This window comes from Xenorhabdus sp. XBWT, assembly GCF_059072735.1.
Genome location: NZ_CM180990.1, coordinates 2,975,333 through 3,001,061 on the forward strand (window position 1 = coordinate 2,975,333; position 25,729 = coordinate 3,001,061).

The window sequence follows — 25,729 nt, forward strand, 5'->3', positions numbered from 1 at the left end:
ACTTGATTTGTTATTTCGCTCAACCGGATTTTTCATCTCACCCGACATTCAGTTCGCTTTGCAAAATCGAGTTAAACAGTGTTTCCCAATTCTCCGCATCGCTGACCCCCCTGAATGAGAGTGCTTCCAGATGTACATCAAAACCCGCAGCATGTTCGGCAATCTCACATGTCAGATTCCAATGCGACTGACCAGCTGAAATATTGGTCGTTTCCAACTGCCGACAGGGTATGCCGGCAATATCGCCGTCAAATCCCTCTTTTTGGAAGTAGCCGAAAAAGGCCGTGGGTAACAACGCTTGTCTGGATAGCCGGGGATACAGCGCTGACAACTCTTCTGCATCAAACAGATAGTGCCTGCAAGCCTCACGTACCGCCTCACTCACAATTTCAAAGTCATTTGTTTCAGAACGTTCCCTGTCACCCTGCAATTTCACCCGCACAGGAAGCACCGTCATCAGTGGTGCAATAACGGTTTGCTGCTCCGGCCTGTCCCGGCCATGAAATATCATTGAGGTAAGTTGATCCGGAGGATTGAGAGAAGATTCCAAACGAGCCTTAAACCGTAAAAATAGTGTCATAAAGAATTCAGGTACACTGATCTTCAAGCGCGATGTGAATGCTTCAATCTGTGCTTTATGTTCTGAGTTCAGCGTTATCAGCCGGGAACCTGTCACAGACCGAACGTCCCCAATGCCGGCGGGAGGCTGCCAATCCTGTAATTTCTCCCGCCAGAAATTCCCGTGCTGTTGCCTTAGCGTCACAAACTCGCTGCTGTAGAACAGCTCAGAATAAGCGGCCAAGCTAATACCCGGATAAATTGCGTGACTCCTGCTGTTTTCAGCCGCCAACTCACTGAGTATCTGCATTAATCCTGAGCCATCAATGCAGGCATGGGAAAAGTCCAGCAACAATACAGGATTTGGTTCAGCGACCACCCAGCGACTGCGCACATTCATTCCGTCCTCCAACGAGAACGGACGAATAAAATCACGCAAATCTTCTTCTGGCGAACCGAGGCTTTGACGCTTCTCCAAGCGGAATACAAAACGCTTGGCAGGTTGCAAATAAAGTTCACCATCGACCAGAGCAAATTGCGCACTGAGGCTTGCATGACGGGAAAATACTGACTGTAGCAAATTGCGCAATTGCTTAAGATCAGGTTCATTCCCGAAAGATAAAGCGACAAAGCTATTGTTGCTCAAATCCTGAGGATTGAGTTTCAGCGCCTTGTAAATCGCTTTCTGTGCCGGCAATGCCCGAATCAATCCCGAAGAAACAGAAACCGATTTGGCTGGCATTATGGGTTCCGCAGATGAAAGTGCATCAGCATTATTCAATTCCGCATCGATAAGCGCAGCCTGAGAAGCCAGACCCAAATGGCTGACAAGAGAATTCAGAAGTACTGAGACACCAAACTCCTGCTGTATCCGCATCATGAGTGTCACAGCCAGCAATGAATGCCCACCAGCTTCGAAAAAGTGAGACTGACGCCCGAATGAATTGACGTTCAACAGTTCAGTCCACAATTGAGCCAGTCTCGCTTCCGTTCCTGCCCGGGGCGGTTCAGCGGTCTCACTCTGCATTATGGATACATCAACAGGGGACGGTAATGCTTTACGATCCAGTTTGCCGTTGGCTGTCAGCGGAAACGCCTCTAACCAAATAATATGGGATGGGATCATAAACACGGGTAAGCATGTCTGTAGATGCGCTTTCAACACTTGATTCAGTGCTTCAAGGTGTTTCCCTGCTGAGATTGGGTCAGAGACCTGAGCAGGTGTGACATAAGCCACCAGACGGGCATCTCCCGGAGTATCTTCCCGTGCCAGCACGACACACTCTTTCACACTATCGTGTGATAACAATGCCGTTTCCACCTCTCCCAATTCGATGCGAAAACCCCGCAATTTAACCTGAAAATCGTTGCGTCCCAGATATTCAATATCACCATCAGGAAGATACCGGGCCAGATCTCCGGTGCAGTACATAACGCGATCCGGTTCCGGCCTAAAGGGGTCTTTAATGAACTTTTCCGCCGTCAGTTCAGGTTGATTGAGATAACCGCGGGCAACCCCCGCACCGGCAATATACAACTCTCCCGCGACACCTACCGGCGTTGGCTGCCCATGTACATCAAGAATATAGAGCTGAATATTGTCAATCGGTTTACCTATCGGAATAATACTTTTCTCGGTGATTGCCTCACCTAAACCGCTCATTTCTTTCAAACTGCAATTCCATGCACTGACATCAATCGCAGCTTCTGTCGGCCCATACAGGTTATGTAACTCAACATTGGCAAACTGTTGATGAAAACGCAGTACACTGCGTGCTGGCAACGCTTCTCCACTGCAAAACAGCCGCTTCATGCAATGATCTGAATCAGGGAAAGTATGATCCAAAAAGACCGACAACATGGATGGAACAAAATGGAGGGTTGTGATTTTCTGTTCCCTGATCAGGGTATTTAAGTAGAGGGGATCTTTATGCCCTTCCGGTTTCGCCACTACCAAACGAGCACCGTACATCAACGGCCAGAAAAACTCCCAAACGGAAACATCAAAACTGAACGGTGTTTTTTGCAGAACAGCATCATCCGCTCCGAGAGAATACGCCTTTTGCATCCACACCAGACGATTGACAACACCACGGTGCTCATTCATCACACCCTTAGGTCGTCCGGTCGATCCTGAGGTATAAATCACATAGGCCAGATGAGAAGAAGTCAGCCCAATCTCTTCGGCCGATAAATCATCAGCTTTTTGAGCAGACCACTTTGGATTATCTTCATTCAGGTCGATCACACTGGCACCTGTATTTGCAGCATAGTCAGCCAGCAACGTACGCACCGTATCGGATACCCCACGATGTGACAGCAATGCACGGGGAGCAGCATCATGCAGCATGTAATCGAGCCTTTCTGCCGGATAGTTCGGGTCAAGAGGAACATAAGCCCCGCCTGCTTTGAGCACCGCCAGCAATGCCACGACCATTTCGATACTGCGTTCCACACAAACACCCACCGGCACATCCGGGCCAACGCCCAGCTCAGCCCGAAGATAATGGGCCAATTGATTCGCTTGTTGATTCAATTGCCGATAATTCAGCATATTGCACACAGCGTTGCCATCAAGCGTCGTACCTTCAAATACCACGGCAACAGCGCCCGGTGCCCGTTTCACCTGTTCTTCAATCAAAGTATGGAGACAAGTCTGTTGCGGAAAATCTGATTCCGTCTGGTTCCACCGATGCAGCAGTTTGTTTCTTTCCCCTGCGGGCAATATATTAATGCGCCCGATCCTCCGCTCCGGCGCACTTGTCAGCGCAGTGACAATTTCCAGCAATGTTGTCTGCAAATAATCGCAAATCAGTTCAGGATCAAGCCCTTCCTCAACCTGAGCATTGATGACAAAATCTTTGCCAAAATCATCCACATTGATAGAAACAGGATAATTTGTCCGTTCCATGATGCCGGAATAGCGGATACCTGCCACGGCAGACGGATTAACTGCCTGAAAGGGATCTGCCGAAGGAACATTGCGCACTTTGCTATGGCGATAATTCAGCAATGAAGTGAACAGAGGTGTGGTTCCCGCGGTTTGTACCGATTTTTGTGCCAGCGCCAACGATGCCTGTTCATACCTGACCAGCTGCATCAGGATATCTTGCGTCTCCCAAAGACATTCAAGAACGGGCAGATTACTCAAACGCATACGGATCGGCAGTGTATTGATAAACTGCCCCATCACGTTGGTAGAAATCTCACCGGCAAACAATCGTCCCAATAGAACAGTGCCGAAAACAACATCATCCTGCCCCGTCAGGCAGGAAAGCACCTTGGCCCAGGCCAGATGAAAAACGGCAGCAACACTGACACCGTGTGTTTTAGCCTGTTGGCGGATTTGTTCATTCAACGGTTCCGGCAGTGATCGCCACGCTTCCGCGACTGCCGCATTACTTTCCAGATACTTATCAGCCCCCAAAGGTGCCGGAGCCGGCTCATAATCCCGCAGCAGATCAGCAAAGAACGTATATTGCCCTTCCAGATGAGCCATGTTGAAAAGATCGACCATGGTCTGCCGAAACGATAAGGGCGAAACCTCTGCCAGTGGCTGAGAAAGTAGTTGAGCTTCAATCTCAAGCTGCATCATTTCAACTGTCGCGTGATCTACCGTGATATGGTGCAGCAAATGCAGCAATACCCATTCACCCTGTCTGGCGTCATAGCAGTAAAGACAACGCTGCAAAGGCGCTTTGGTCATATCGAAACGCTGCATGGCAGGATCACAATATTGTTTCAGGGCGGTTAAAGGATCATCATGATTGGCTGCCAGTTGCAGTTCTTCCACCGCTAAAACGGCTTCCCGCCAGACCACCTGCACCGGTTGGGAAAGCCCTTCATAATGGATGCTGACGCGTAACGCATCATGGCGGGCAATTGTGTGGCGCAATGCATCAAGATAAGCGTGCAGCAGTTCCGCATTGCGAAAGCGGGTTACTTGCCAGAGTACGTAGGGATCGCCCTCTGAATCTGTCAGGGTGTGATAGATCATGCCTTGTTGCAACGGCCCAAGAGGATAAATATCTTTGATATTGGCCGCGCCACCGGGGATCACTGTAGATAACGTCTCCATTTCCACTTCGCTCAGCGATGTCCACGGCAAGACGTTTTCCGGTTGGGAATAATGCTGTAATTGTTCAGCCAGTTCAGACAACACCGGATATTGATACAAAGTCTGTGCATCCACCATAAATCCACGGCGACGCAATGCCAGCATCACATTGACAGTAAGAAGCGAGTGACCGCCCAAATTCAAGAAATGTGAATTACGACCAATCTTTTTGACACCGAGTAATTCGCTCCACACCTCAACGACAGTTTGTTCCAACGCAGTTTTCGGCGGTTCAACTTCTTGCTGTGCCAATTCATCAGTATCAATCAGTGGAAATGCCTTGCGGTCAATCTTACCGCTGGCGGATAACGGAAAGTGGTCAACGATAACCATTGCGGCGGGACACATGTAATCCGGTACAACACCCCTGATAAAACGCCGGATACTCTCTTTCACACCGTCCTGCGATTGGCGTTGTAAAGCCCGTTCAGAAACAATGACAAAGCCAACCAACCGTTTTTCCTCTGTGTTCTCCCCTTGTGCCACGACAACCGCATCCCGTACAACGGGATGCGTCATCAACAGAGCTTCAATTTCCCCCGGCTCTACCCGATGCCCGCGTATTTTGACCTGAAAGTCGATCCGTCCGAGCACATTCAGCAGGCCATCCGACCCCCATTGTGCTAAATCCCCTGTCCGGTACATACGTTTGGGGGTTTCTCCATCCACCGCAATACTGACAAACTTAGCTGCGGTTTCTTCTGGACGCTTGTGATAGCCGTATGCCAATGGCATTCCGGCAACACACAACTCTCCGGCAGAACCATCAACAATGATCTGATTCTGATCATCCAGCAAATAAATTTCCGCATTATCAATGGGTACCCCGACAGCAGGCAGTACTGGCCAATTATCCGCATTTTCCTCCAGAGTATAAGCCGTCACAACGTGGGTTTCTGACGGGCCATAATGGTTATGCAGGCGGCAATCGGGCAAGGTTCTGAAAAATTGCCTGATGGCGGCAGTAATAACCAGCTGTTCCCCTGCGGTGACGACATCGACAAGACTCTGTGGATAGCGATCTTCCGCCACGGCTGCCGATGCCAGACTGTTTAATGCAACATAGGGCAGAAATATCCGTTCAATCCGCTGCTCAGACAAGAACGACAACAATGCAAGCGGATCGAGCCGCAATGCATTGGGAATCAATACCAACTCCCCTCCGCCGGACAGCGTGGAAAATATCTCCTGAAATGACACATCGAAACTCAGCGGTGAGAACTGCAATGTTTTTTTATTAGTATAACTACCGCAAGAATCACCTCCCAAAGCATCACTTTGATTTTTATTCTGCCAAATCAGCAGATTTACCAGCGCCTTGTGCGGCATACAGACGCCTTTGGGCTTCCCTGTTGAACCCGAGGTATAGATAAAGTAAGCGAGGCTGTCGGGCGTACAGGTGGCCGTTAAATTTTCTTCACCAGAAGCCCCTTCATCGTTATGGGCAGAATGATGGGTAAAATTGTGCTGATCCAGATCGATATAGTGAATTGAACCGGGAAGCGAGGGAATGATATCGCCGCGGGTGATAACCACTGACACGTTAGAATCATGCAAAATATAGGCCTGACGCTCAGCGGGATAATTGAGGTCAACCGGTACATAAGCAGCACCCGCTTTTAAAACACCAATGACAGCAACAATCGTATCAATGCCCCGATCCAGACAAATGCCCACCGCAGAAATTTCACCATCAATGCTTTCATCATCAATGCGCCCAAGATAACGACGACGCAGATAGTACGCCAGCCTGTTCGCCCTGCGGTTTAATTGGTCATAAGATAACGCCTGATCGCCAAACCGAACTGCGGTAGCATCCGGTGTTTTTATGACTTGCTGTTCAAATAGTTTATGAACAGAATATTTATAGTGCTCTGATAACAACGACTTATTACTCATAACTCGTTTCCTTTAACGCTCAATAACCTGCTGTTGGATTTCACTAAGAGGAAAAAATACAGGATGAGGGTATTAACAAAGAAAATCAGTCCCACTGCCGCAACAGGCACGCTTAAAGGGCCCCAAACCAACAGATTTGACCAGCCCAGTCCCAATAAAAATCGGGGAACAATTGCAAGCAGAACGATTAGCGGCACATTCAGTACGATGAAATAGGTGAAAAGGTATTTGATCAAGAAGTCATTACCGAGATGCTTTCTCCCGATCTTGTAGATAACGGCCAGTAAAAATGGCACGCCACTTAACCAAAAAATAGCTGCCATCACTGAGAACACCCAGTCATTCATATCGATGGAAAAATTTTCTGGCAGGATCTGTGGAGAAACACCACGCAGATGTTTGAATATCGACTGCCCCAGTTCAATGACCTGAGGGCTGTTACTATTTCCCAGCAGGGCAATACCGACACCCGATTCAGGATCAAACGCGACATAGGCGGCTGAGTTGGGATTCTGTCCCGGATGGCTCCAGTGAGTACGCTTGTAGTCAAGTACGTTGTCAGTTTCCACATCCCAACCATAAGCGTATCCTTCACTGCCATTTTCCGCGTAAGGACATTTTGCTTGTTCCAGCGCCCCATATAACACAGACAATGATTTATCTTCCTGATTCACTGGCAGGCGGTGCAACAAAAACTGCAACCAAACTGCCATATCCTGCGGAGTACTGAGTACATAACCGGCGGGGGTATTTTGCCAATAACGGGGAGCATCATAGGATAGTGCAGCAGTGAAACTGATTTTATACCCCGGAATACGAGCCAATGAAGGCATTCTCATCAGAGCGTTTTCTATTGAGGAACTTCCTTCAACCATTGTGTGTTTCATACCCAAAGGCAGAAAAATTTTTTCCCGCAACAACGTTGCAAAAGACCTGCCCGTTGCCCGTTCAGCCGCCAAACCAAGCAAACTGTAATTCAGCGTGGCATATTCCTCATAAGTACCAACCGGATAGGCCAGAGGAACGTCTTTGAGTAATTCCGGCAGTTGTGATAACGCATTCGGGTTATTGTTTGGTTGTAGCAGATCAAGCGTATCTCTTGAAATACCGCTGTTATGGAACAACAGATTCTGTATTCGAATGGCGGAATAGCCCATTTCAGGATCTTCCGCCAGTTCCGGTATCCAATGAGTAATAGAGTCCAGCCGGTTGAGTACCCCTTCCTGTTCGAGTAACGCAATCAACAATCCCGTAAAAGCCTTAGAAGTGGAAGCCAGCTCAAACACACCCTCTTCCTGCTTACCCAAATGCAGGGTAGACACTTTATCGCCGACAACGATGCTTAACCCACCACTGGGAACCTGATCGGTATCCCAGCGCTGCTTTAACTCATCAACGATCTGCGTCAAATAAATCTGTGGTTTTGAATTAATCAGGTCTGAAATGCCGGAATTCAAATGAGTCGGGTTCGGGCTAACTTGTTCCGGGTTAAGTTGTTCCGGGCTAACTTGTATTGAATGCCCCTGTTCTGCTTTGCGTGGTTCTGAGTAACTTTCTATTGCATCGATAATCTCAGTAGAAGCATGTCCCGGCAATCCAAACCATATTGCAGCTATAAGAACACCGATTCGAATACGCCCGGAATTAGTCATTGGATTCATTCTCCTCCTGTTCAGATGCAGTACCCCGTAATTTGCGGCGAGCCTGTAACGAACGTCGTTTATCACCCAATCCTGACTGTGGCACCGGAGGATCATTATCTGCGGCTTGTGACGGAGCCAGTTCTTTGCTCAATTCACGCAAAGAAGCCGCTTTAAATAACAAGGCCACAGGTATATCGCGTTCCAGCCGTTGTTCGAGTCGTTTGGCGAATTGAATGAGATCCAGCGAAGTGGCTCCCAGAGTGAAGAAGCTGGCATCTACATCCAGGCCCTCAACGCCCAGAAAACCTTCCAACATAGAACGCATCGCCTGAAGCAATTCTTCTGCATTCGCTCCTTTCAGGGATTTTCCTGAATCCTCATTGGCGATATCCTGCGCATTCAGTGTTGAACCGTTGCTGAACAGCATTTGCTGGGTGTGGTGTTGCTTTTCCAGAACCGAACCGATGGGGAGTTTGGAAACCGCAACATAGGACAATGAACTTTGGCGAACCAGCGCTGCCATCGCCATTGCTATCTGAGTTCCTTCAGAGTTGGACAACCCTTCTGCCTGCAATTTTTCAACAAAACTGAGTTCCTTGTTGCGTTCCTCCATTGCAATGACAATCTTGCCGATATGTTTCCCCTGAGCCATATACTGAAATGCTTCAGAAATCTCTTTGGCGGGGTAAACTTTAGTCGGTAAAGGTTTAAGCGCTTCTTGTACCAATAATGCCGTCACTTCTGACCAAGCTTCCTGATAAGCAGGATGTTCCGCTCCGGCCTGTACCGCGTGGAAACTGCCCCCATCAGCAAAAATCGACAACCCTAATTGCCAGTTTTGCAAAATATCCCGCAATCCCAGCTCCAAGAACCGACCTTGTGGTGCCAGAAGCGAAACACTTTCTTCCAGCAGCTCTCCCGCCAATGCATTAAGGATCACATCAAACGGTCGTTCTCCCAGTTCACGACGGAAAACGTCCCCGAATTCCCGTGTTCTGGAATTTGCCACCCCTTTGGCGCCCATGCCCATCAGCAAACGGCGTTTTTCTTCACTGCCCGCGGTAACCCATACTTCCGCGCCCAAATAGAGGGCAATCTGCATTGCTGCCATGCCTACACCACCTGCCGCAGAATGAATCAGGACGCGCTGCCCTGCTTTCAGATTGGCAGCATGTTTCAGGGCAATCCAGGCGGTAGTGAAAACAACAGGAATACCCGCAGCCTGTTGGAAACCCAATATGGGCGGGATAGGTGCAACAACGTGTTGTGGCATTACAACGTGCTCAGCCAGACAGCTATGTCCTGCACACATCACGCGATCACCGACATGAATACCGGTGACGTCCCGCCCGATACGAGTAATAATCCCCGCCGCTTCCTGACCAAAAGTGATTGTTGGATCAACGGGTGCCGGCAAGACTCCAAGTGCAATCAGCACATCCTTAAAGTTAAGCCCCGCGGCCTTAACCTGAATTTCCACATCCTGAGGGCCGGGGTCTGTACGCGTCTCAAGTTGTGAGATAAAGGAAAAGTTAGCGCTGCCTGCTTCACTGTTATGCAAGCGCATAACGCGGTGCGTTGGTGCTGTTCTCTCTGTCGGGGACTGATCCTGTAAAACCACGGAAGCATCAACCAGCAGCAGATCACTTATTGCTACCAGCAACGTATCTGCCTGCGAGTAAATATTTACCTGCAACAATTTATTAGTACCGATATCCTGTATCTGCACATGGCTTTTCACATGGTCACACATGGGTGCAAATTGCGTAAATCCACCGATTGAAACAGGAGCGAACTGCACATCTTCATCTTCTGGAGAGGCAATCAAGGTCGCAGTATCCAATAGCGCAATATGAAGACCGTTGGTTCCGGCTTCCCCCTGATAGGCGAGCGGGAGTTGTAACTGGTTCAGGACTTCATTGGTGCCGGCTTGTTCAACTGCAATGACATTGTGCCAGCGGGGGCCGAAAGTCAGGGCAGCTTTCGGGCTGACACCGATGTTATCCGTGGCTCTGAACAGATTCAGGAGCGATGATTCAGGAAGCGGTTTAACAGAAGGTATAACCTGACTATCACGCGAGATAATTTTACCGCTGGCATGTTTGATCCATGCCTCACGGGAAAATTCACCAATACCCGAAAAAACTTCAAACATGTTCAAATCAGCCGCAAATACGATGGCTGCGTCAAGATCGGCATCCTCAGTCACCACCAGCGGCCTTTCAATGGTGATCCCCTGCAATGAAAAAGCTGACGTCACTTCGCCACGCAATTCGCTTGCTGCCCGATGTGCCAGAACTACCATTCCCATCGCCGGCATCACCGTGGTTGATTCATCAACCCGATGTTCATCAAGCCACCAGTCATTTTTAGCACTCAATTGATAACGCCAGACTGCAACATCAGCTACGTCACTCTTCACCGGATGTTTGAGTGACTGATCCAATTGCTGTGCGGAGCGGGTTGCCATGCCGGATTCTGCCCAATCATCCCACGCGATGGCCTGCGCTTTACCGCCTTTGCTGCGTACTTGTTCTGCGTAAGCCTCCAGACAGGCGTTTCCGGCAACATAGGCAATCTGCCCGATCTTTTCTTTTGGCAGTAAATTCCCCAGACTGGAAAACAGCAGCAGCACCGGATTACCTAATCGATTTAAATTATTGCAGAAGAAACGGGTTCCGCTGACTTTGGGAGCCAGTGTTGCAATGGATTCTGCCTCTGAGCGCATCTGCAACATAGCGCCTTCTCCCCGTCCGGCGGTATGGAATAGGTAGTCGATCCCCACCCCGCGTTTTGCCAGTCGGAATACCGGCTCAAAAGCCTTCTCCAGAGAATCACTCTGTCCCAAATCAGCGTACAAAAACTCAATCCGGCTCCCTTTGGCTTCAAGATCCAGCGCCCACTGCAACAGCGCAGCATGGGAAGTGTCATTTTCAATTTCAGTCAGCCAATCTCTTCTTTTCGGCAGTGGCTGACGTATCAGCAGTAACAAATTGCAGTGATAGACCCGTGCCAGATATTCGGCAATCGCTGAACCCATGCCGCCATTGGCACCAGTAATCAACACCCAGCTATTGCGGCTGATATTTGGCAAAGTGTGAGCCACTGGCTGTTTTTGTACACGGGAAGTGACCCGACGCCGCCAAAAACTCTTTTCTTCAGGATGACTTTTGCCGTCACCATTCCGGCGAAAACAGTAAAATTGACCTCCCTGCCAATCCCGTTCTCTCCATGGCTGCAATCCACGGGCGATATTCGTTGCATCAGGACTGTCCAAATCTACACAGAGTGTCGTGATATTGGGATACTCTTCCGGCAGGATCAGCAATGCACCCTGAATCTGATTTTTTTCAGCATTCAGTGTCTCTGTGCCATTCCACGCCACCATTTGTGTTGCGGGGAAAAACAGCCGCATGTCAGGAACAAGGCTTTGTTCTGCGCTCCATCTTGCTAAAACAGTAGGCAGCCAGAATGTCCAGAATTGTGACTGTTGTGCATTTAAGTCATCCAACAATCCTGTGATAATCACGTCCATTGCTACCGATGTTTGTAATCCTTGCGACATCAGCCACTCGGGCAATTCTGTGTAAATATTCGAAAAATCACCGCCGGAACCATTCATCTCAGCAAATAAATCAATTTCGATAAACCGCAGTCCGCTGCCATTCAGCCCCAATACTTCAGCCAGAGTGCGTTCTCGCTCAGTAACATGCCGGCAAATTATCCACGTTGTCGGTATTGGTTCCCGCTTGGCTGTGCTCTCTGAGGCGGCAACACTGACTTTTTCCCATTCAAATCCATAATAATGTGAACCGAAAAATAGCGATGAAAGAGTTGGTGTAGCGGTTACATTCGTTTGCGAACCCCGCTCTTGTGGTGAACAAATTACCCGTTCAAACACATGGCCGGGCAAGTGTGTCTTATGGTGAGACTGCGGGTAGAGTTGCCGATGGTTGTGCAGCCGTGACCATGCAATATTGCCGCCATGTGTCCAGACTTTGGCGATAAACTGCAATACCGAATTCACCTCCTGAGCCGCACTTCCTGCTCCCAGCGTCGGCATCATTCTTTCCGCATTCAGATGCAGCCATTTACGTGCATGTTGCAATAAATCCATGCCCGTGCCGATGTGTGTAAAAAGCAAAGCCGGATGATCTTGTGCCATCTGTTTTAATGCCGCGCCAAATTGCACAGGCATTAACATTTGGTTGATCCAGTATTGCGGATCACACATTTCGTCCGCTGAAATTTTCCGGCCCAATGTCGTTGAATAGACAGCGCACTGAGCGGGTTTCAGATGATAGTTTTTCAACAAATCACCAAACGCTTTCGCGGCAGGTTCAATCATTGGTGTGTGGAAAGCATGGGATACCAGTACTCGCTTGAAGGTAAATCCGTTCTGGGTTAACCAATTTTCTGCTTCAGCAGCTGATTCTCTTTCGGTTGCCAATGCCCAAGTTTTCGGACTGAGTTCTGATATGCACCAAAGGGTTTCAGGGAAATTTCCATCAAACTCTTTTTTAGCGGATCTCAGGCTGGCTGCAAAGACCGCACCTTTTGGCATGGCTTCCATCAGTTGTGCACGGGCGGTCATCAGTTCCATTCCCTCTTCAGGAGTGAATACGCCCGCAATAGTCGCCGCCGACAACTCTCCCATGCTGAATCCGCACAAAGCGGCAGGCTGACAGCCAATCCGCTGTAACCAAACCCCTAATGCCACCTGAGAGGCATATAAAATAGGCTGGAGATGATAAGTTGACAGTTGTTCAGGCGGCTGTTTAATCCATCCAATGACAGTTGCCTTATCCACCGATAAAAGCCCGGCCGCTTTATCCAGTAATCCCAGATAAATATCGCCAAACTCTGGATATTCAGCCGCAAGGTGCAGCCCCATTTCTGGCGATTGCGACCCTTGTCCCGGAAAGAGCCAAGCTTGCCCATCCAGCATTTCATAAGCTCCGTCCATCAGCTCCCAACGGTCAAGCTGTTGTTTCCACTCATCCCTGTTCTGAGCGACAAAAGCGGCCCGGCTTGCATACGCGACACGGTTTTCCTGCAATTGACGGGCGATAGAGACCAGATTTGACGTTTCCACTCCTGCCGGACTCATTTTGGTAACATCAAGATGGTTGGAATACCCTTTCACCAATGTTGCCAATGCCAGTGGCGATTTAGCTGAAAGAGGCAATATTTGCATTGTCACATTGTTTTCTATTGCGTTTTCTACTGCGTTTGACTCTTCACTGGCTGCTTCCGGTGGCTGTTCAAGCAATACATGAACATTGGTTCCGCCGATGCCGAATGAGCTGACACCGGCGCGACGGATTGGTTGTTGTGCCGGCCAATCAGTGGCCTGAGTGGGCACCCAAAAAGGCGTTTTATCCAGTTTCAGATGCGGGTTCGGTTGATTGAAATGCAGCGAAGGCGGAATTTTACCGAAACGAACACTCAAAGCGGCTTTGATAAGCCCGGCGATCCCCGCCGCAGCATCCAAATGCCCCATATTAGATTTGACGCTTCCTATCGCACAATGGAATTGATTGAGTTCATCCGGAAACAATAATTCCTGTGCCACTTTGTTCAGGGCCTGAATTTCAATCGGATCGCCCAGCACGGTTGCGGTGCCGTGTGCCTCGATCATTCCCAGACTTGAAAACGGAATATCTGCCAGCTGATAGACCTGCGAGATCACTTCTGCTTGCCCCTGAACGCTGGGGGCTTCAAAACTCACTTTTCTATCGCCGTCATTGTTCATGCCGGATTCAACAATCACGGCATGGATGGGATCGCCGTCCGCCAGCGCCTCCTCCAGAAGTTTGAGCAACACAACCGCGACACCGTTGCCATTCACGGTTCCTTGCCCATCATCGGAAAACGTTTTGCAGTGCCCGTCAGGTGACAGGATCATGCCATCCTGATGCAGATAGCCTCCCGCGACCGGATCAGTGATACAGGCTCCCCCCGCCAGCGCCATTTCACACTCTCCGGCCAGTAATGCCTTGCAAGCCAGATGTATAGCGGATAATGAGGTTGAACAAGCCGTTTGTACATGTACGGCCGGCCCGTTCAATTTCATGCGATAAGCAATTTGCGCCGCAAATGACGCGGGATCGTTATAATTGCTGACATCGAACATTTCCGCGATATCCTGACCGGCTCCCGTGAATTGCCCCAGCCTGCTCAGGTTCAACGTGGAACCGATAAACACACCGGCATTCAGCAATGATTCGCCGGGAGAGATTCCGGCATCCAGAAAAGCGTTGAAACTGACCTCGTGCAATACACGAAGTTGCGGGTCCATTTTGTTGGCTTCCCGTTGCGAATAACCGAAAAAGCCATAATCAAAACATTCGGTATCTTCAAGGGCAGCTTTGGCAGGAACGTAATTGGGTTGATCAATAATTTCCGGAATCGCTCCCGCGGCTAAAAGTTCTTCCCGGGAGAAGAAAGACACCAACTCCTGCCCTGCCAGCAGGTTGCGCCAAAAACTTTGCCAGTCGGGGCTTTGGGGAAATTTGCAGGAAATACCAATAATCGCAACTTCATTACCGGTATATTCACGTTTCATCATGCTGAACTTCCTTTTGCTTTACGCCGTCTGTCCGCCAGTCTGTTTTTACCGGAGCGGGCTGACGACAAAGTGGATTCTTGGGATGACTGGTTACCGGAATCTGCATATTCAGACGATAAACAGCTTTGCTTGAGCCAGCCCGCAAAGGCGGTAATGGTCGGATGTTCAAATAAGACGGCGACACCAATATCCAGATTGAATGTCTGTTGTATCTGGGATTGTAGTGCGATGATCTTGATAGAATCACCACCGGCATCAAAGAAATTCACGTTTGTGGCAATGGCCTGAGTTTCCAGAATTCCGCACCAAATCTTATGTATCTGAGCTTCAATAGGATCGGCCAGCGGTACTGGCTCTACGGCTGCCTGAGTTTGTCGCCATTCAACCGCGAGTGCTTGCAGCCATTTACGATCAACTTTGCCCGTTATCGTACGTTTAAAACCGTCCACAACCACAATAAGGGCAGGATTCCACGACTCAGGAAAATGTCGGCGGATATGTTCCCGCACACGGGGTTCCAGCATTCCGGCCGGTTCACCGCTATCGATAAAAAGGTGCCACTGGCGCTGTCCTGCCTGCGCTGCCGGCAGCAGATAACAGGACTTAACCGACTCTAACATTTCGACAGTGCGTTCCAGTTCACGTGGTTCAATGCGGACACCGTTCACTTTGACCTGATCGTCAATCCGCCCCAGATAGTTAAAGCCGGACTCATGAGAAAACGTGACTGCATCCCCTGTGCGATAGAAGTGCGGGGTCAGACTCTGGTATTCAGGAAACACGTAGGAATGGATGAAATATTTCGCGGATTCAACCGGATTAGTGGTGTAACCGTGGGCGACCGCCCGTCCACCCACCCAAAGCTCACCGCGAATACCGACAGGCAATGGCTTGCCGAATATATCCGCGCAGTAAGCAATAACATTTTGAATCGGCCGGCCAATGGAGACTGCCGATGCCAATGTCTGTCTGGCGGTAAGGCAATCTACCGTCGTTTCACTCGGGCCATAGTGATTGCTGACAGCGTATCCCTGCTGCAACAAATCATCTCTGAGACGTTTCGGCAGCTCTTCACCCCCGAATATCCACAACCGCATTGCGGGGAAGAAGGGAGCACCCTGAATGAGTTGTGCGATGGCACCCGGAATAAAGTTAATCAGTGTGATTGATTCATCCCGCAACCGATCGATAAATGTCTGTCTTTCCAGCAAGACGTTGGGCGATGGGTATACCAGCGTGGCACCGACAACAAGGCTGGCAAACAGATCTTCTACACTGGGGTCAAAATTCAGGTCAGTTAACCCAAGTACCCGATCGGCGGAGGTCAGGCTGGTCTCTTTGATAAACCAGTCCAGCAGATTCGCCACCGATTCGTTGCGAATGGCGATACCTTTAGGTGTGCCGGTGGTTCCGGACGTGAAGATGAAATAGAACTCATCTTCTGGCTGGCGATTTTGCCACAGTATTTTTCCGGCTTCGTAATTTAACGGTTCAATATCGAGTGATTTACTATCTGATAATTCAATATTTAACAATAAGCAACGCCCGATATCGGAACCCAGTTCCCTGTTCAAATCAGAGTTACCTAAAACCAGACGGCAATCAGCCAAATCCAGCAGGCGTTTTCTGCGTTGCAACGGATCTTTCGGGTTGAGATAAAAGTAACTCCCGCCACTGAACAAAACCGCCAATATTGCCTGTGTGGATAACAGCCCTTTCTCAAGATGAACAGCCACGCGGTCGCCCGGAATAAACCCCACTTCCCGTAACCGCGCTTGCAAAATACCGATGCCCGATAACAGTGTGTGATTGCTTATCCTGTGCTGGTTGTCGATCAGGCTGATTTCTTGAGGACAATCGCTGAGGCGCTGGTAAATACGCAGTAAAAACTGATTGATATCAGGATAGTCTTCCCTGATCTCTCCCGCGACCAGCGAACTTTCCATAGGCATCGCTGAATTAAATATTAAGGCCCGATCTTGAATTAATTGCTCTGCGGGTTGATTGAGCAACCCGGTTGCCAACGATTCAAATGCGTTAAATATCATGCTGACCGCGGCAGGATCACCTTCGTAAGTTTCCCCTGCGCTTAATTCAACATACCATCGCTCCACACCGGAAACCGTCAGGGTCAAACCAAAGTGAGTCGTCTCTTCACTGTGCAAATCCGTCAGAAATGCTCCGCAATGGGTGTCCTGTAATGTGGCATCAATGGGGTAATTATCGAAAACGACAATCGAGTCATAAAGTTCGTCACGGGTTCCGGCTTCTTTCCGAATAGTCAGGGGCGGCGTTTTTTCATGTTGTTGAGTCTGTTGCAATGTGTGGAAAACCGCACGCAATGCAGCTTCCAGATCCCATTGTCCATTGAGTTCCAGGATCAGCGGCACGGTATTGGTGAACAGACCCAATGGCTGGTACTCAGCATTTTGGCTTAATGCTGCCCCCCTTCCTGAAAAGGTACAGCCAAACGCTACGGTTTTTTGGAAGGTAAATTTAGATAGCGTTAATGCCCAGCACAAATAAATAAAACTGGCCGGTGTTACTCCCGCACGACGGCACCGTGTTTCTATCTCTGCTTTGCGTTCCCCGCTCCACAGGTTGTTCACCGCTATCTTTTTACCTGTTCTGTCTGTGTCAGTGATCTCTTGCCTAATCGCAGCATACCCTGACGATCGGAACAGAGGCTCATCCAGTAATTTTGTCGTGGCGGAATCTTCCCCGTCAGGCAGTTGCTGAAACAGGCTTTGCCAATATTCACGGCTGGCAATCAATTCTTCCTGACTTAACCCTTTCCAAAGTTGCTGTGCATATAACCGTGAAGACAGTGGAACGATTTTTTGCTTACGCAAGCCCTGCAACCATAAGGAAATCAGCAATGAACTGCTCCAGCCATCCATCAAAATATGGTGGAAGGAGAAAGCGATACTTAATGTTCCCGCATGAATATCGTGGAAACCCACGATACGGAATACTTCAGTGTTCAATGCAAATGGGACCGCTTTCGATTGTGCCAGCCAGTCAAGGCTGTGTTGCTTTACTGACAGTGCTGAGCCGGAGGAATTGACACGGACATATTCCAGTGAGATGCGCGGCAAAGCGTATACAAGCTGGTGCGGAGTCCGAATGCCGTTCCAGACAAACACCGATCTTAAAGCAGGTTGTGACTGCTGGATCTGGTGCCATACTTCACGGATCTCTTCTTCTTCAATATCCGCCGTTAGGCTGAATGCCACACCAATGTGATAGGTACTGTTTCCATCTTTTAAGGCGTGAAACAGTAAACCGTTCGCCTGTGGTGTTACCTGTAGCAATTCTTCAATGTAGTTATGATTATTAATATAGTTATGATCAATGTAGCTATGATTAATATGGCTGTGATTCACATCCGTCATCATTAACTCCCCACTGCATCAAAGAGACTCTGCAATTTCGCTTTTTCCATCAGCAGAGAGTGGTTCCCGTTCATCTCAATGATGTCCAGCCATTGCTGTGTTATTTGATGAAGAAAATGACACTCCTCAGCATTCAGACGTGGGTCTTTGATCTTCTGTTTGGCTTCTTCCCTGATGCGATGCAGGCGCACAATTGACGCCTGATCTGCCATATCCGGCACTCTTGCGCTATAAAGATGGAAATAGCAATATCGGAAGAACTGTTCCGCCCTGCTCTCTTTGCTGTCTAATGTCTGCGTGAAAGTGAATAATTCATCCGGTTCACACAGGGAGCGCATCGGCAATCCCGCGCGTTGGGTGAGGTAACTCAACACGTTCTTCGGTGAAATTTCTAAATAACGAGTAACGCCGTTTTGCGCCACATACTGCAAACCTGGCAACCATTGCACCGGAGAGATCAGGTGCTGCAAAATCGACGATTTCAAGTTTTCAACAGGTAATTCTGCCCCACTGACATTACAAACCAAGCGGGAAACCGGAGTATTTTGCGGGGTTCTATCCGGTAAGAAATCAATCAATGCGGCTAATTTCGCTTTTGCCTCTGCCATCAGGGACGAATGGAACGGACCACCGATTTTCAGTGGATAAACCAATCCTCCCAGCGCCTCCATGCGAGGAGCAAAACGCCGGATGTCAGCCATTTCACCGGAAATGGTGACCTGATCAAACGCATCAACGGCAGATATATAGATCTCTATGCCCTCATTGATACGGACTTTTTCCACTTCCTGCACCACAACGTCAGCAGGAATATGCAATACCCAACACATATCTCCCTGCTGGAAACGGCGCGCACAGGTTTCTACCACTTCAGAGCGAATATTGACGATTTTGGTCAAGGTCGCCAAATCAAGATATCCGGCGGAACAGAGTGCGGGATACTGTCCCAGACTGTGCCCCATCATAAATTCAGGAACCAGTCCCCCGTACTTTCGCAGAATACTGGCGACGGCGACAGTGGTCGCGGTCAGTGCCAGTTGAGCTATACGGACTTGCTTCAACGTGTCACGACGTTCACCGTGAATGGCGTCATACAAATTGACCTGAGATAGCTCTGACACTTCGTCCAAACAAGCCCGATACTCAGGATATATTTTAAATTCAGCAAACATATCCGGTTGCTGCACACCTACACCGGGAAATAAAAATACGGTCTTGGCTGAGTCGATAGCGATGCTCATGCTGAGGCTCCATGAATAATGAAATCGAGTTCCGATTGTGAGAGCTGACAAAGAGGGAAATCCGCAGGGATCAGTGAACGAGACAAACAGCACTCTGCCGGTCTGCCATGTTGTTGTTCAAGATGGGTATCGCTCCAGATCAAGAGCCTGTCATTCAATTGGGCTAAATAACATCGGGCTTCCTCTGCATGGTCACCAGCAATCCCCAGCCTCAGTTCAATAGCAACAGCGCCCGATTCGCGGCAATCCCGAATGAGGATGTCGAAATCAGCAATGCTTTTTTCGTCGGGGTGACGAAAACCGCCGGAAAGAGATTGTACTAACCTGACATTGCGCCATGTCCCGAGATCGTCCAAACCGAAACCAATATCATTGATACAAATAAGTGGTCGTCCGACGACCGCATTCAGCCCCAGTTGTTTTTCCCAATCTGAACTATCCGCATGTAAGTGAGATTTTAATATTTGCAACAGGCTGAATGCCTGATCTGAGGAAACATCAAGATTCAGATGGTGAAAACCGGTAAACCATCCCACCGCATTCGCCATCTCTGCGTTCCAGGCGGCAGGCATATTTGCTCTGGAAAAGAAACGCCCGTGATTTTCAAACAACACGTTGGGCTGCTCCGGCAACCGGCCGTTATCCTGTATCACAGCCAACAATGCAGCAGCAATTAACTGTGAACGATCAGCTTTGCTGCGTTGCCCCATGACGTTGAAATCGTTACCGGAAACGGACAGCACCAGTGTCACCGGAGGCGAAGCAGGCGGGCAGTCAGCACTATCTTCCCTCATCTCCGGCAGTGGCTCGACATAAGAAACGTGCTCTTTTCGCCATTTATTCCTGAGCCATTTCCCCCAGAGGAAAGCACCCTGCTCTGCATCCATTCTGGCAATACTGTCGCTTTGAATAACAGGTTCGCTTAATGCATGATCCAATTCATCCAACAAGAAAATCCATGAGTGCACATCGCAAATCAGGTGATGACAGACCCAGATCAGATAGTTTTTGTTTGCTATCGGATCAAATACGACTTCATGCACACTGGGCTGAAATTCAAGACTCACGCGGTTTTGTAATTGACTGAGCCGATCTTCAAGGTGTTCACCTTGCGCCAATATTTTTCCTTGCTGATTTTCTTCGCTATCGTGTAATACGTGCTTTGGAGGTAAAAAATAAAATTCGCTCAAATCCCGACTGGCTCTTAAGGCGAAAATCTGATGTCTTGTTTCGACGACAGTGAGTGCCGCACTGATATGTTCAGCAGAAAGAGAGGGGGCTAGCTCAAGCACAACCCCTTGCTGAAACCGATCCCTGTATTTAAAGCGATGGTGCCGGAACCAGCGCACGCTGGGTAAATATTTCAGCCAGTCAGCCGTTAATTCACCCAATGCAAGTGCATCGCCTACAACATCGTTTTGTTGCTCCGCACAGGCTTTTTCTAACACAACCCCTAACGCGGTTGAGCTAAGCAGCGTATGAGTCCCGATTCGGATGCCTTCTTTTGCTAACAACGCAACAAGACGGATCGCCTTGATCGAATCTCCGCCCTGTGCCAGAAATGAAGCACTCAGATCTACAGATTGCGGCCAAACCGGTCTGAGAAACTCAGTATTCAACCATGAAGGAAGCTTGTAAGATCCCGGCTCTCTCTGGTTTTTTTCGTCTCCCGTACCGGATTGAGTCTCTTCATTCTGTTGCCTGTTTGCTTTGGCAGCAGCGATAAGTACCGCCATATCAACCTTACCGTTGGAATTTATTGGCCAGGGTTGTACAGTGCAGTACAAACGCGGCAACCAAGCCTCAGGAATTCTGCTTTTTAAGCCGTTTTGAAACTTATGGTTGTCATATGGCACGGGATGACTGCTACACAGAGCAACAGTTTCATCACCCGCCATGCCATCCATCCCATCAATGACCAGTTTCAGTGCTTTCAATTGCCAACCGTGATCATTGCGGTATCCAAACTGAGCCAATACGTCTTCTATCGCTTTTTCAATTTCCGCAGGATGAATCCGGTAACCGCGCACTTTAAATTCATCGTCGATACGTCCGAGACAATGGAAAATGCCCCGTTCATCCTGCAATCCCAAATCCCCTGTACGGTACCAACGGCGTTGATCACTGCCACTGCACACAAATTTTGCGTCCGTCTGGGCGCTATTGTTGAGGTATCCATCCGCCAGCACAGGGCCGCCGATCCAAATTTCTCCCCGGAATCCTCTGGGTATACGTTGTCCCCAGCTATCCCTTATCGATATTTCGGCTTTGCCCAATGCTGTACCGATGGGCGTGATGGATGGTATGTCAGTGTGATCTGTGTCATTGGTGAACGGCTGATCCAATGGATAGATACAACACCCGACTGTTGCTTCCGTCGGCCCATACTCATTGATGATTTTGCTGCCCGATGGAAAGAACCCCAGAGTTTTATTCACCAAACTGGTGGATAAATTTTCTCCTCCGACAATAAAAGTCAGTGGATTTTGTCTTCCAGAGGTGTATTCAATGAATAAAGCAAGATGCGATGGCGTACATTTAACGCCTGTCAGCGATTCATCAGAGAAAATAGAGTGCAACAACTCAGGATTATCACGAATATCCTGTTCGTGAATTTGAATAAATCCCCCTGACAGAACAGGCATCAGAATAGCGGTCTGTGTTAAGTCAAAGCCAAAAGAGGTGAATAGGGGAGTATTGAACGGAGTTTCATCAGCATATGCTGCTCTGGCAGCCAGTGCATAGTTTGCCAATGCCGTTGGGGATATAGCAACGCCTTTAGGTTCTCCGGTTGAGCCGGAAGTATACAGAATGTAAGCAGGATTGCGGGAGATGGGTTTTGATTGCATCTCAGAAGATGATGCGACCTCAGGCCCGCACTGATCCATGCCTTCTTTTTCCAACGAAACCGATTGCATTGAGACACGAAACAGAGGTAAATCCAATGCCTGCGCCAAATCATGATCAGCTTCTGTATAAATGCACAAAGAAGCTCCCGAGTTACGGATGATCGTTAATAACCTTGTCATCGGCGTTGTGGCTGGACAAACAGGGATAACCGTCACATTGTCAATCAGGCAGGACAGGTAAGCCAATGTCGTTTCAGGCGTGCGCCTTCCCAGGATCAAAACAGGGGAAAACTCAGGAAACGGCTCTTTCATGTTCCGCAACCGGGCGCTGAATTGGCTGATCCACAGTAAGCCCTGACGATAAGTTAAACCGTCAGATCCCGAATTTGATTTAAATAATCTGTTGCCGGCATAACGTTCAAATGCCGCTGATAAATGCTCACCTATCGGCGCTGTAGGACTGTATTCGAAAGTATTGGCGCCATTGGTTTGACCTATAACGGGCGGATTTTCGTTTATGTTGTCTTGATTAAGTAATTCGCCAACCGCCGCGATTGCATGATCGAGTACAGATTGCAGAAATGCGTGGCACTGCTCAAGTGACCATATTTTGCGAAAATCTGCTTCAATCTCAAAACGATTATTATCAAAGCGGTCATGGATATGGATGGTGGCAAATAGCGCTTCAACGGCCTGAATGTGATCAATATGTATTTCCGCATCAGCAACAATGTTCTGAAACTCACCGGTTTGATAGGAAACACCAAAAGCCGGAATGATTTGTTTCCATTCTGGTGATGCCAATTCTCCCCAACGGGTAGCAGGTGCATAACGCGAATGCACAATCGCTTTTTGCAGTTGTTTTTTCAGTATCCGGTAACAATCCGCAAGCGTTTCACCCTCTTCACGGAACACAGGCAGCAAGACAGGCGCCACTGCCATTGATACTGTCCGTTTTGCATTCCCGCTCCAGCGATTCACAATAGGTGCCTGTAATAAAACACCATTGCTGTCTTCAATCACCATTTGCGTATAGGCAACCGCAGTGAAAAATAATCTGAAAACTGAGCCACCGCTGTTTTTAAACCGGGATAACATCATGTTCTGCGCGTCAGTCACTATCGCTTTTACACGTCTTGAGCGCGGTTCTGATCCGCGGTAATCACCTATCGGATGACGGCTGGAGATTTTACGGGCATTTGCTGACGCACTGTCGCCAAAAAGACTTTTCCAATACGCAGCATCTCTTCCGATACGTCGGGAGTGTTCGTACTGCTGTTCTTCTTCAATATTCAAAGAGAATAAAAAAGACTCCGGTTGTTCTGCTTCGGTTCCCGTTTGTTCCAGTGCTTTGATCAGGTAATCCAGCAAGATAGCCAACCCGACACCATCCACCAAAGCATGATGTGCTTTAATAAACCAGCCTAATTGCGCCTGCCGGAAACGAACCGCAAAAATTCGTATCGGTGTGAGTGATAAATCTTCCTCCATCAATAACTGGCGATCTGCCCAGTGTTCAAATGCCTGATCAGGATCGGGATATCTGCTGAAATCAATTTTTATCACTTCTGATTGCGGGGCATCATGCCGGGAGCCATACCAATGGATTCCTGAGGGTTCTGTTTCCAATGTCTCCGCTTTTATTTCTTGATTTACAAATCCTATGCGCAGGACATCTTGCGTATTGCGAACAATTTCAGTGGCACGGACAAGCTGTTCCAGTGAAATGTCACCATCCAGGCGGGCCACTCCTCCCAAGTAAAACCGATAACCAGACAGATAAAACGCGTCTATTTTGAAAACGGCCTGTTGCGACCGAGTTAATCCAAAAATCGGTTTATTCATGACTTGAACCACCATTTTGACAGAAAAACAGCTCCCGCAGGTTTCGGGCAATCACTTTTCTATCAAGTTTCCCGGAACTGGATCTCGGCAACTGCTGAGCCTGCCAATAGCGCATGGGCAACATGTAGGCTGGCATTTGTGTAGAAAGAAATTGTCTGATCTCCTGCTGTTCAAGTTCTTCTTTCCCTGCCACGATGGCAGCAACCAGCCATTGCTCTTGCTCATCATCTTCAACAACACAAACAACCGCTTCCGTAATGTCAGGATAATTGAGCAGGTGATGCTCTATCTCACCCAATTCGATCCGTAACCCTCGCAGCTTGATTTGTGTATCTTTGCGGCCCTGACAGAAAAAACCTTTTCCTGCTTCATACCATCCAAGGTCGCCTGTCAGATAAATGCGTTCCTGAAGTTCCCGATGGAAAACAAATACCCTATCGGTCAGATCCTGTCGGTTGTAATAGCCCTCAGCCAGACATATCCCGCCAATTGCAATTTCGCCTTTTTCTGAATCCGATTTTAAGGTCAGATTATCCGGATCTACGATGTATAGCTGACAGCCGGTAAGCGGCTGACCGATAGGTACCAGCGTTGATGACGTTTCCATGCAGTCATAAAAACTGACATCAATGGCCGCTTCTGTCGGGCCGTATAAATTGGTTAACAAGCAACGAGAAGCAAACATGTTCTGAAATTGCTCTGCCAGACTGGCAAGCAATGGCTCCCCACTGACATAGACCTGACGCAATGCTGGCAGTGGAGATGGCGAATCTGCATGACCGTTCTGAATGGCTTGATCCTGAAGTTCCTGAAGCACTGGCTTCAACAAGCTGGGGACAAAATGAACAACCGTAATGTTTTCGTTTGTCAGTGCCGCCACAATGCCTCTGGGAAAGGATTCCAGCCCCGGTTGCAGCAAATAGTTGCTCGCGCCGTTCAATGCGGGCAAAAAAAGCTCCCACAAAGAGACGTCAAAAGTCAGCGCCGTTCTTTGCAGGATGATGTCCGTGTCTGTCATCTCACTGTGTGTCTGATGCCATTCCAGCCGATTGACAAACGCACCATGATTAACCAGAACCCCTTTGGGAGTACCGGTCGTGCCAGATGTGAAGATTAAATATGCGGGGTCTGTCGCCCGCAATTGAGGCGTGTTTGTCCCAGATGTGTCTTGTAAGGTATGTTCTGAAAATGGCAACGTGGATATTTTGTCCAGATGTTCACCATTGATCAGTTCCAGTGCAACATGCGTCTGAATAAACAAATTTTCCTGTGCCATGTGACAAAAAGCGATACGGCATTGAGCCGTCGCAAGCATGGATGCCAAGCGGGCAGCCGGAGTTTTGGTGTCCACAGGGAAATATACGCCACCAGCCAGCAATACCGCATAGGCCGCCACCAGAAACTCAGGACTGCGTTCAAGCCCGATGGCAATACACTCACCCTGATGTACTCCGTGCTCGTTAATCAGGTAATGAGCCAGCCGTTGCGCCCGTTGGTATAATTCCTCCCAAGATAAAATACTTCCTTTTCCCCAGCGTATCGCTGGATTTTGGTTATCTCTCGCCGTACTTTCGAAATAATCAGTAATCAATCGTCCCGTTTTCATGACGC

The 25,729-nt window shown here is 48.8% G+C and carries 7 protein-coding genes; all 7 read right to left on the reverse strand.

What is annotated here, in order from left to right; translation table 11 throughout:
* Nucleotides 1-37 precede the first annotated feature (37 nt).
* From AC5JQI_RS12925 to AC5JQI_RS12955, 7 genes are read right to left on the reverse strand one after another with little or no spacing between them, the layout of a single operon-like run.
* A complete protein-coding gene (locus tag AC5JQI_RS12925; protein WP_493912454.1) occupies nucleotides 38-6,574 on the reverse strand; it encodes an amino acid adenylation domain-containing protein in 6,537 nt (2,178 codons plus the stop codon).
* Entirely contained in the window at nucleotides 6,571-8,226 is a 1,656-nt protein-coding gene (locus AC5JQI_RS12930; RefSeq protein ID WP_493912455.1) for a serine hydrolase domain-containing protein, read from the reverse strand. Before AC5JQI_RS12930 ends, AC5JQI_RS12925 begins: the two co-directional genes overlap by 4 nt.
* Nucleotides 8,219-14,788 carry a type I polyketide synthase gene (locus AC5JQI_RS12935; RefSeq protein ID WP_493912456.1) on the reverse strand — a complete coding sequence of 2,190 codons (6,570 nt, stop codon included), beginning with the start codon at nucleotides 14,786-14,788 and terminating at the stop codon, nucleotides 8,219-8,221. Before AC5JQI_RS12935 ends, AC5JQI_RS12930 begins: the two co-directional genes overlap by 8 nt.
* Complete coding sequence (locus AC5JQI_RS12940; protein ID WP_493912457.1) at nucleotides 14,785-18,186, reverse strand: AMP-binding protein; 3,402 nt, start codon at nucleotides 18,184-18,186, stop codon at nucleotides 14,785-14,787. Before AC5JQI_RS12940 ends, AC5JQI_RS12935 begins: the two co-directional genes overlap by 4 nt.
* Entirely contained in the window at nucleotides 18,186-19,424 is a 1,239-nt protein-coding gene (locus AC5JQI_RS12945; RefSeq protein ID WP_493912458.1) for an ACP S-malonyltransferase, read from the reverse strand. Before AC5JQI_RS12945 ends, AC5JQI_RS12940 begins: the two co-directional genes overlap by 1 nt.
* Nucleotides 19,421-24,118, reverse strand: coding sequence for an AMP-binding protein (locus AC5JQI_RS12950; RefSeq protein WP_493912459.1), 4,698 nt, complete (start codon nucleotides 24,116-24,118; stop codon nucleotides 19,421-19,423). Before AC5JQI_RS12950 ends, AC5JQI_RS12945 begins: the two co-directional genes overlap by 4 nt.
* Nucleotides 24,111-25,724, reverse strand: a complete 1,614-nt coding sequence (locus tag AC5JQI_RS12955; protein WP_493912460.1) for an amino acid adenylation domain-containing protein — start codon at nucleotides 25,722-25,724, stop codon at nucleotides 24,111-24,113. The genes AC5JQI_RS12950 and AC5JQI_RS12955 overlap by 8 nt, the downstream gene beginning before the upstream one ends.
* Nucleotides 25,725-25,729: the final 5 nt, after the last annotated feature.

Bases quoted from the DNA above. Each gene is read 5' to 3' on its own strand.
- AC5JQI_RS12925 (WP_493912454.1), bottom strand. From the start codon at position 6,574: ATGAGTAATAAGTCGTTGTTATCAGAGCACTATAAATATTCTGTTCAT.
- AC5JQI_RS12930 (WP_493912455.1), bottom strand. From the start codon at position 8,226: ATGACTAATTCCGGGCGTATTCGAATCGGTGTTCTTATAGCTGCAATA.
- AC5JQI_RS12935 (WP_493912456.1), bottom strand. From the start codon at position 14,788: ATGATGAAACGTGAATATACCGGTAATGAAGTTGCGATTATTGGTATT.
- AC5JQI_RS12940 (WP_493912457.1), bottom strand. From the start codon at position 18,186: ATGATGACGGATGTGAATCACAGCCATATTAATCATAGCTACATTGAT.
- AC5JQI_RS12945 (WP_493912458.1), bottom strand. From the start codon at position 19,424: ATGAGCATCGCTATCGACTCAGCCAAGACCGTATTTTTATTTCCCGGT.
- AC5JQI_RS12950 (WP_493912459.1), bottom strand. From the start codon at position 24,118: ATGAATAAACCGATTTTTGGATTAACTCGGTCGCAACAGGCCGTTTTC.
- AC5JQI_RS12955 (WP_493912460.1), bottom strand. From the start codon at position 25,724: ATGAAAACGGGACGATTGATTACTGATTATTTCGAAAGTACGGCGAGA.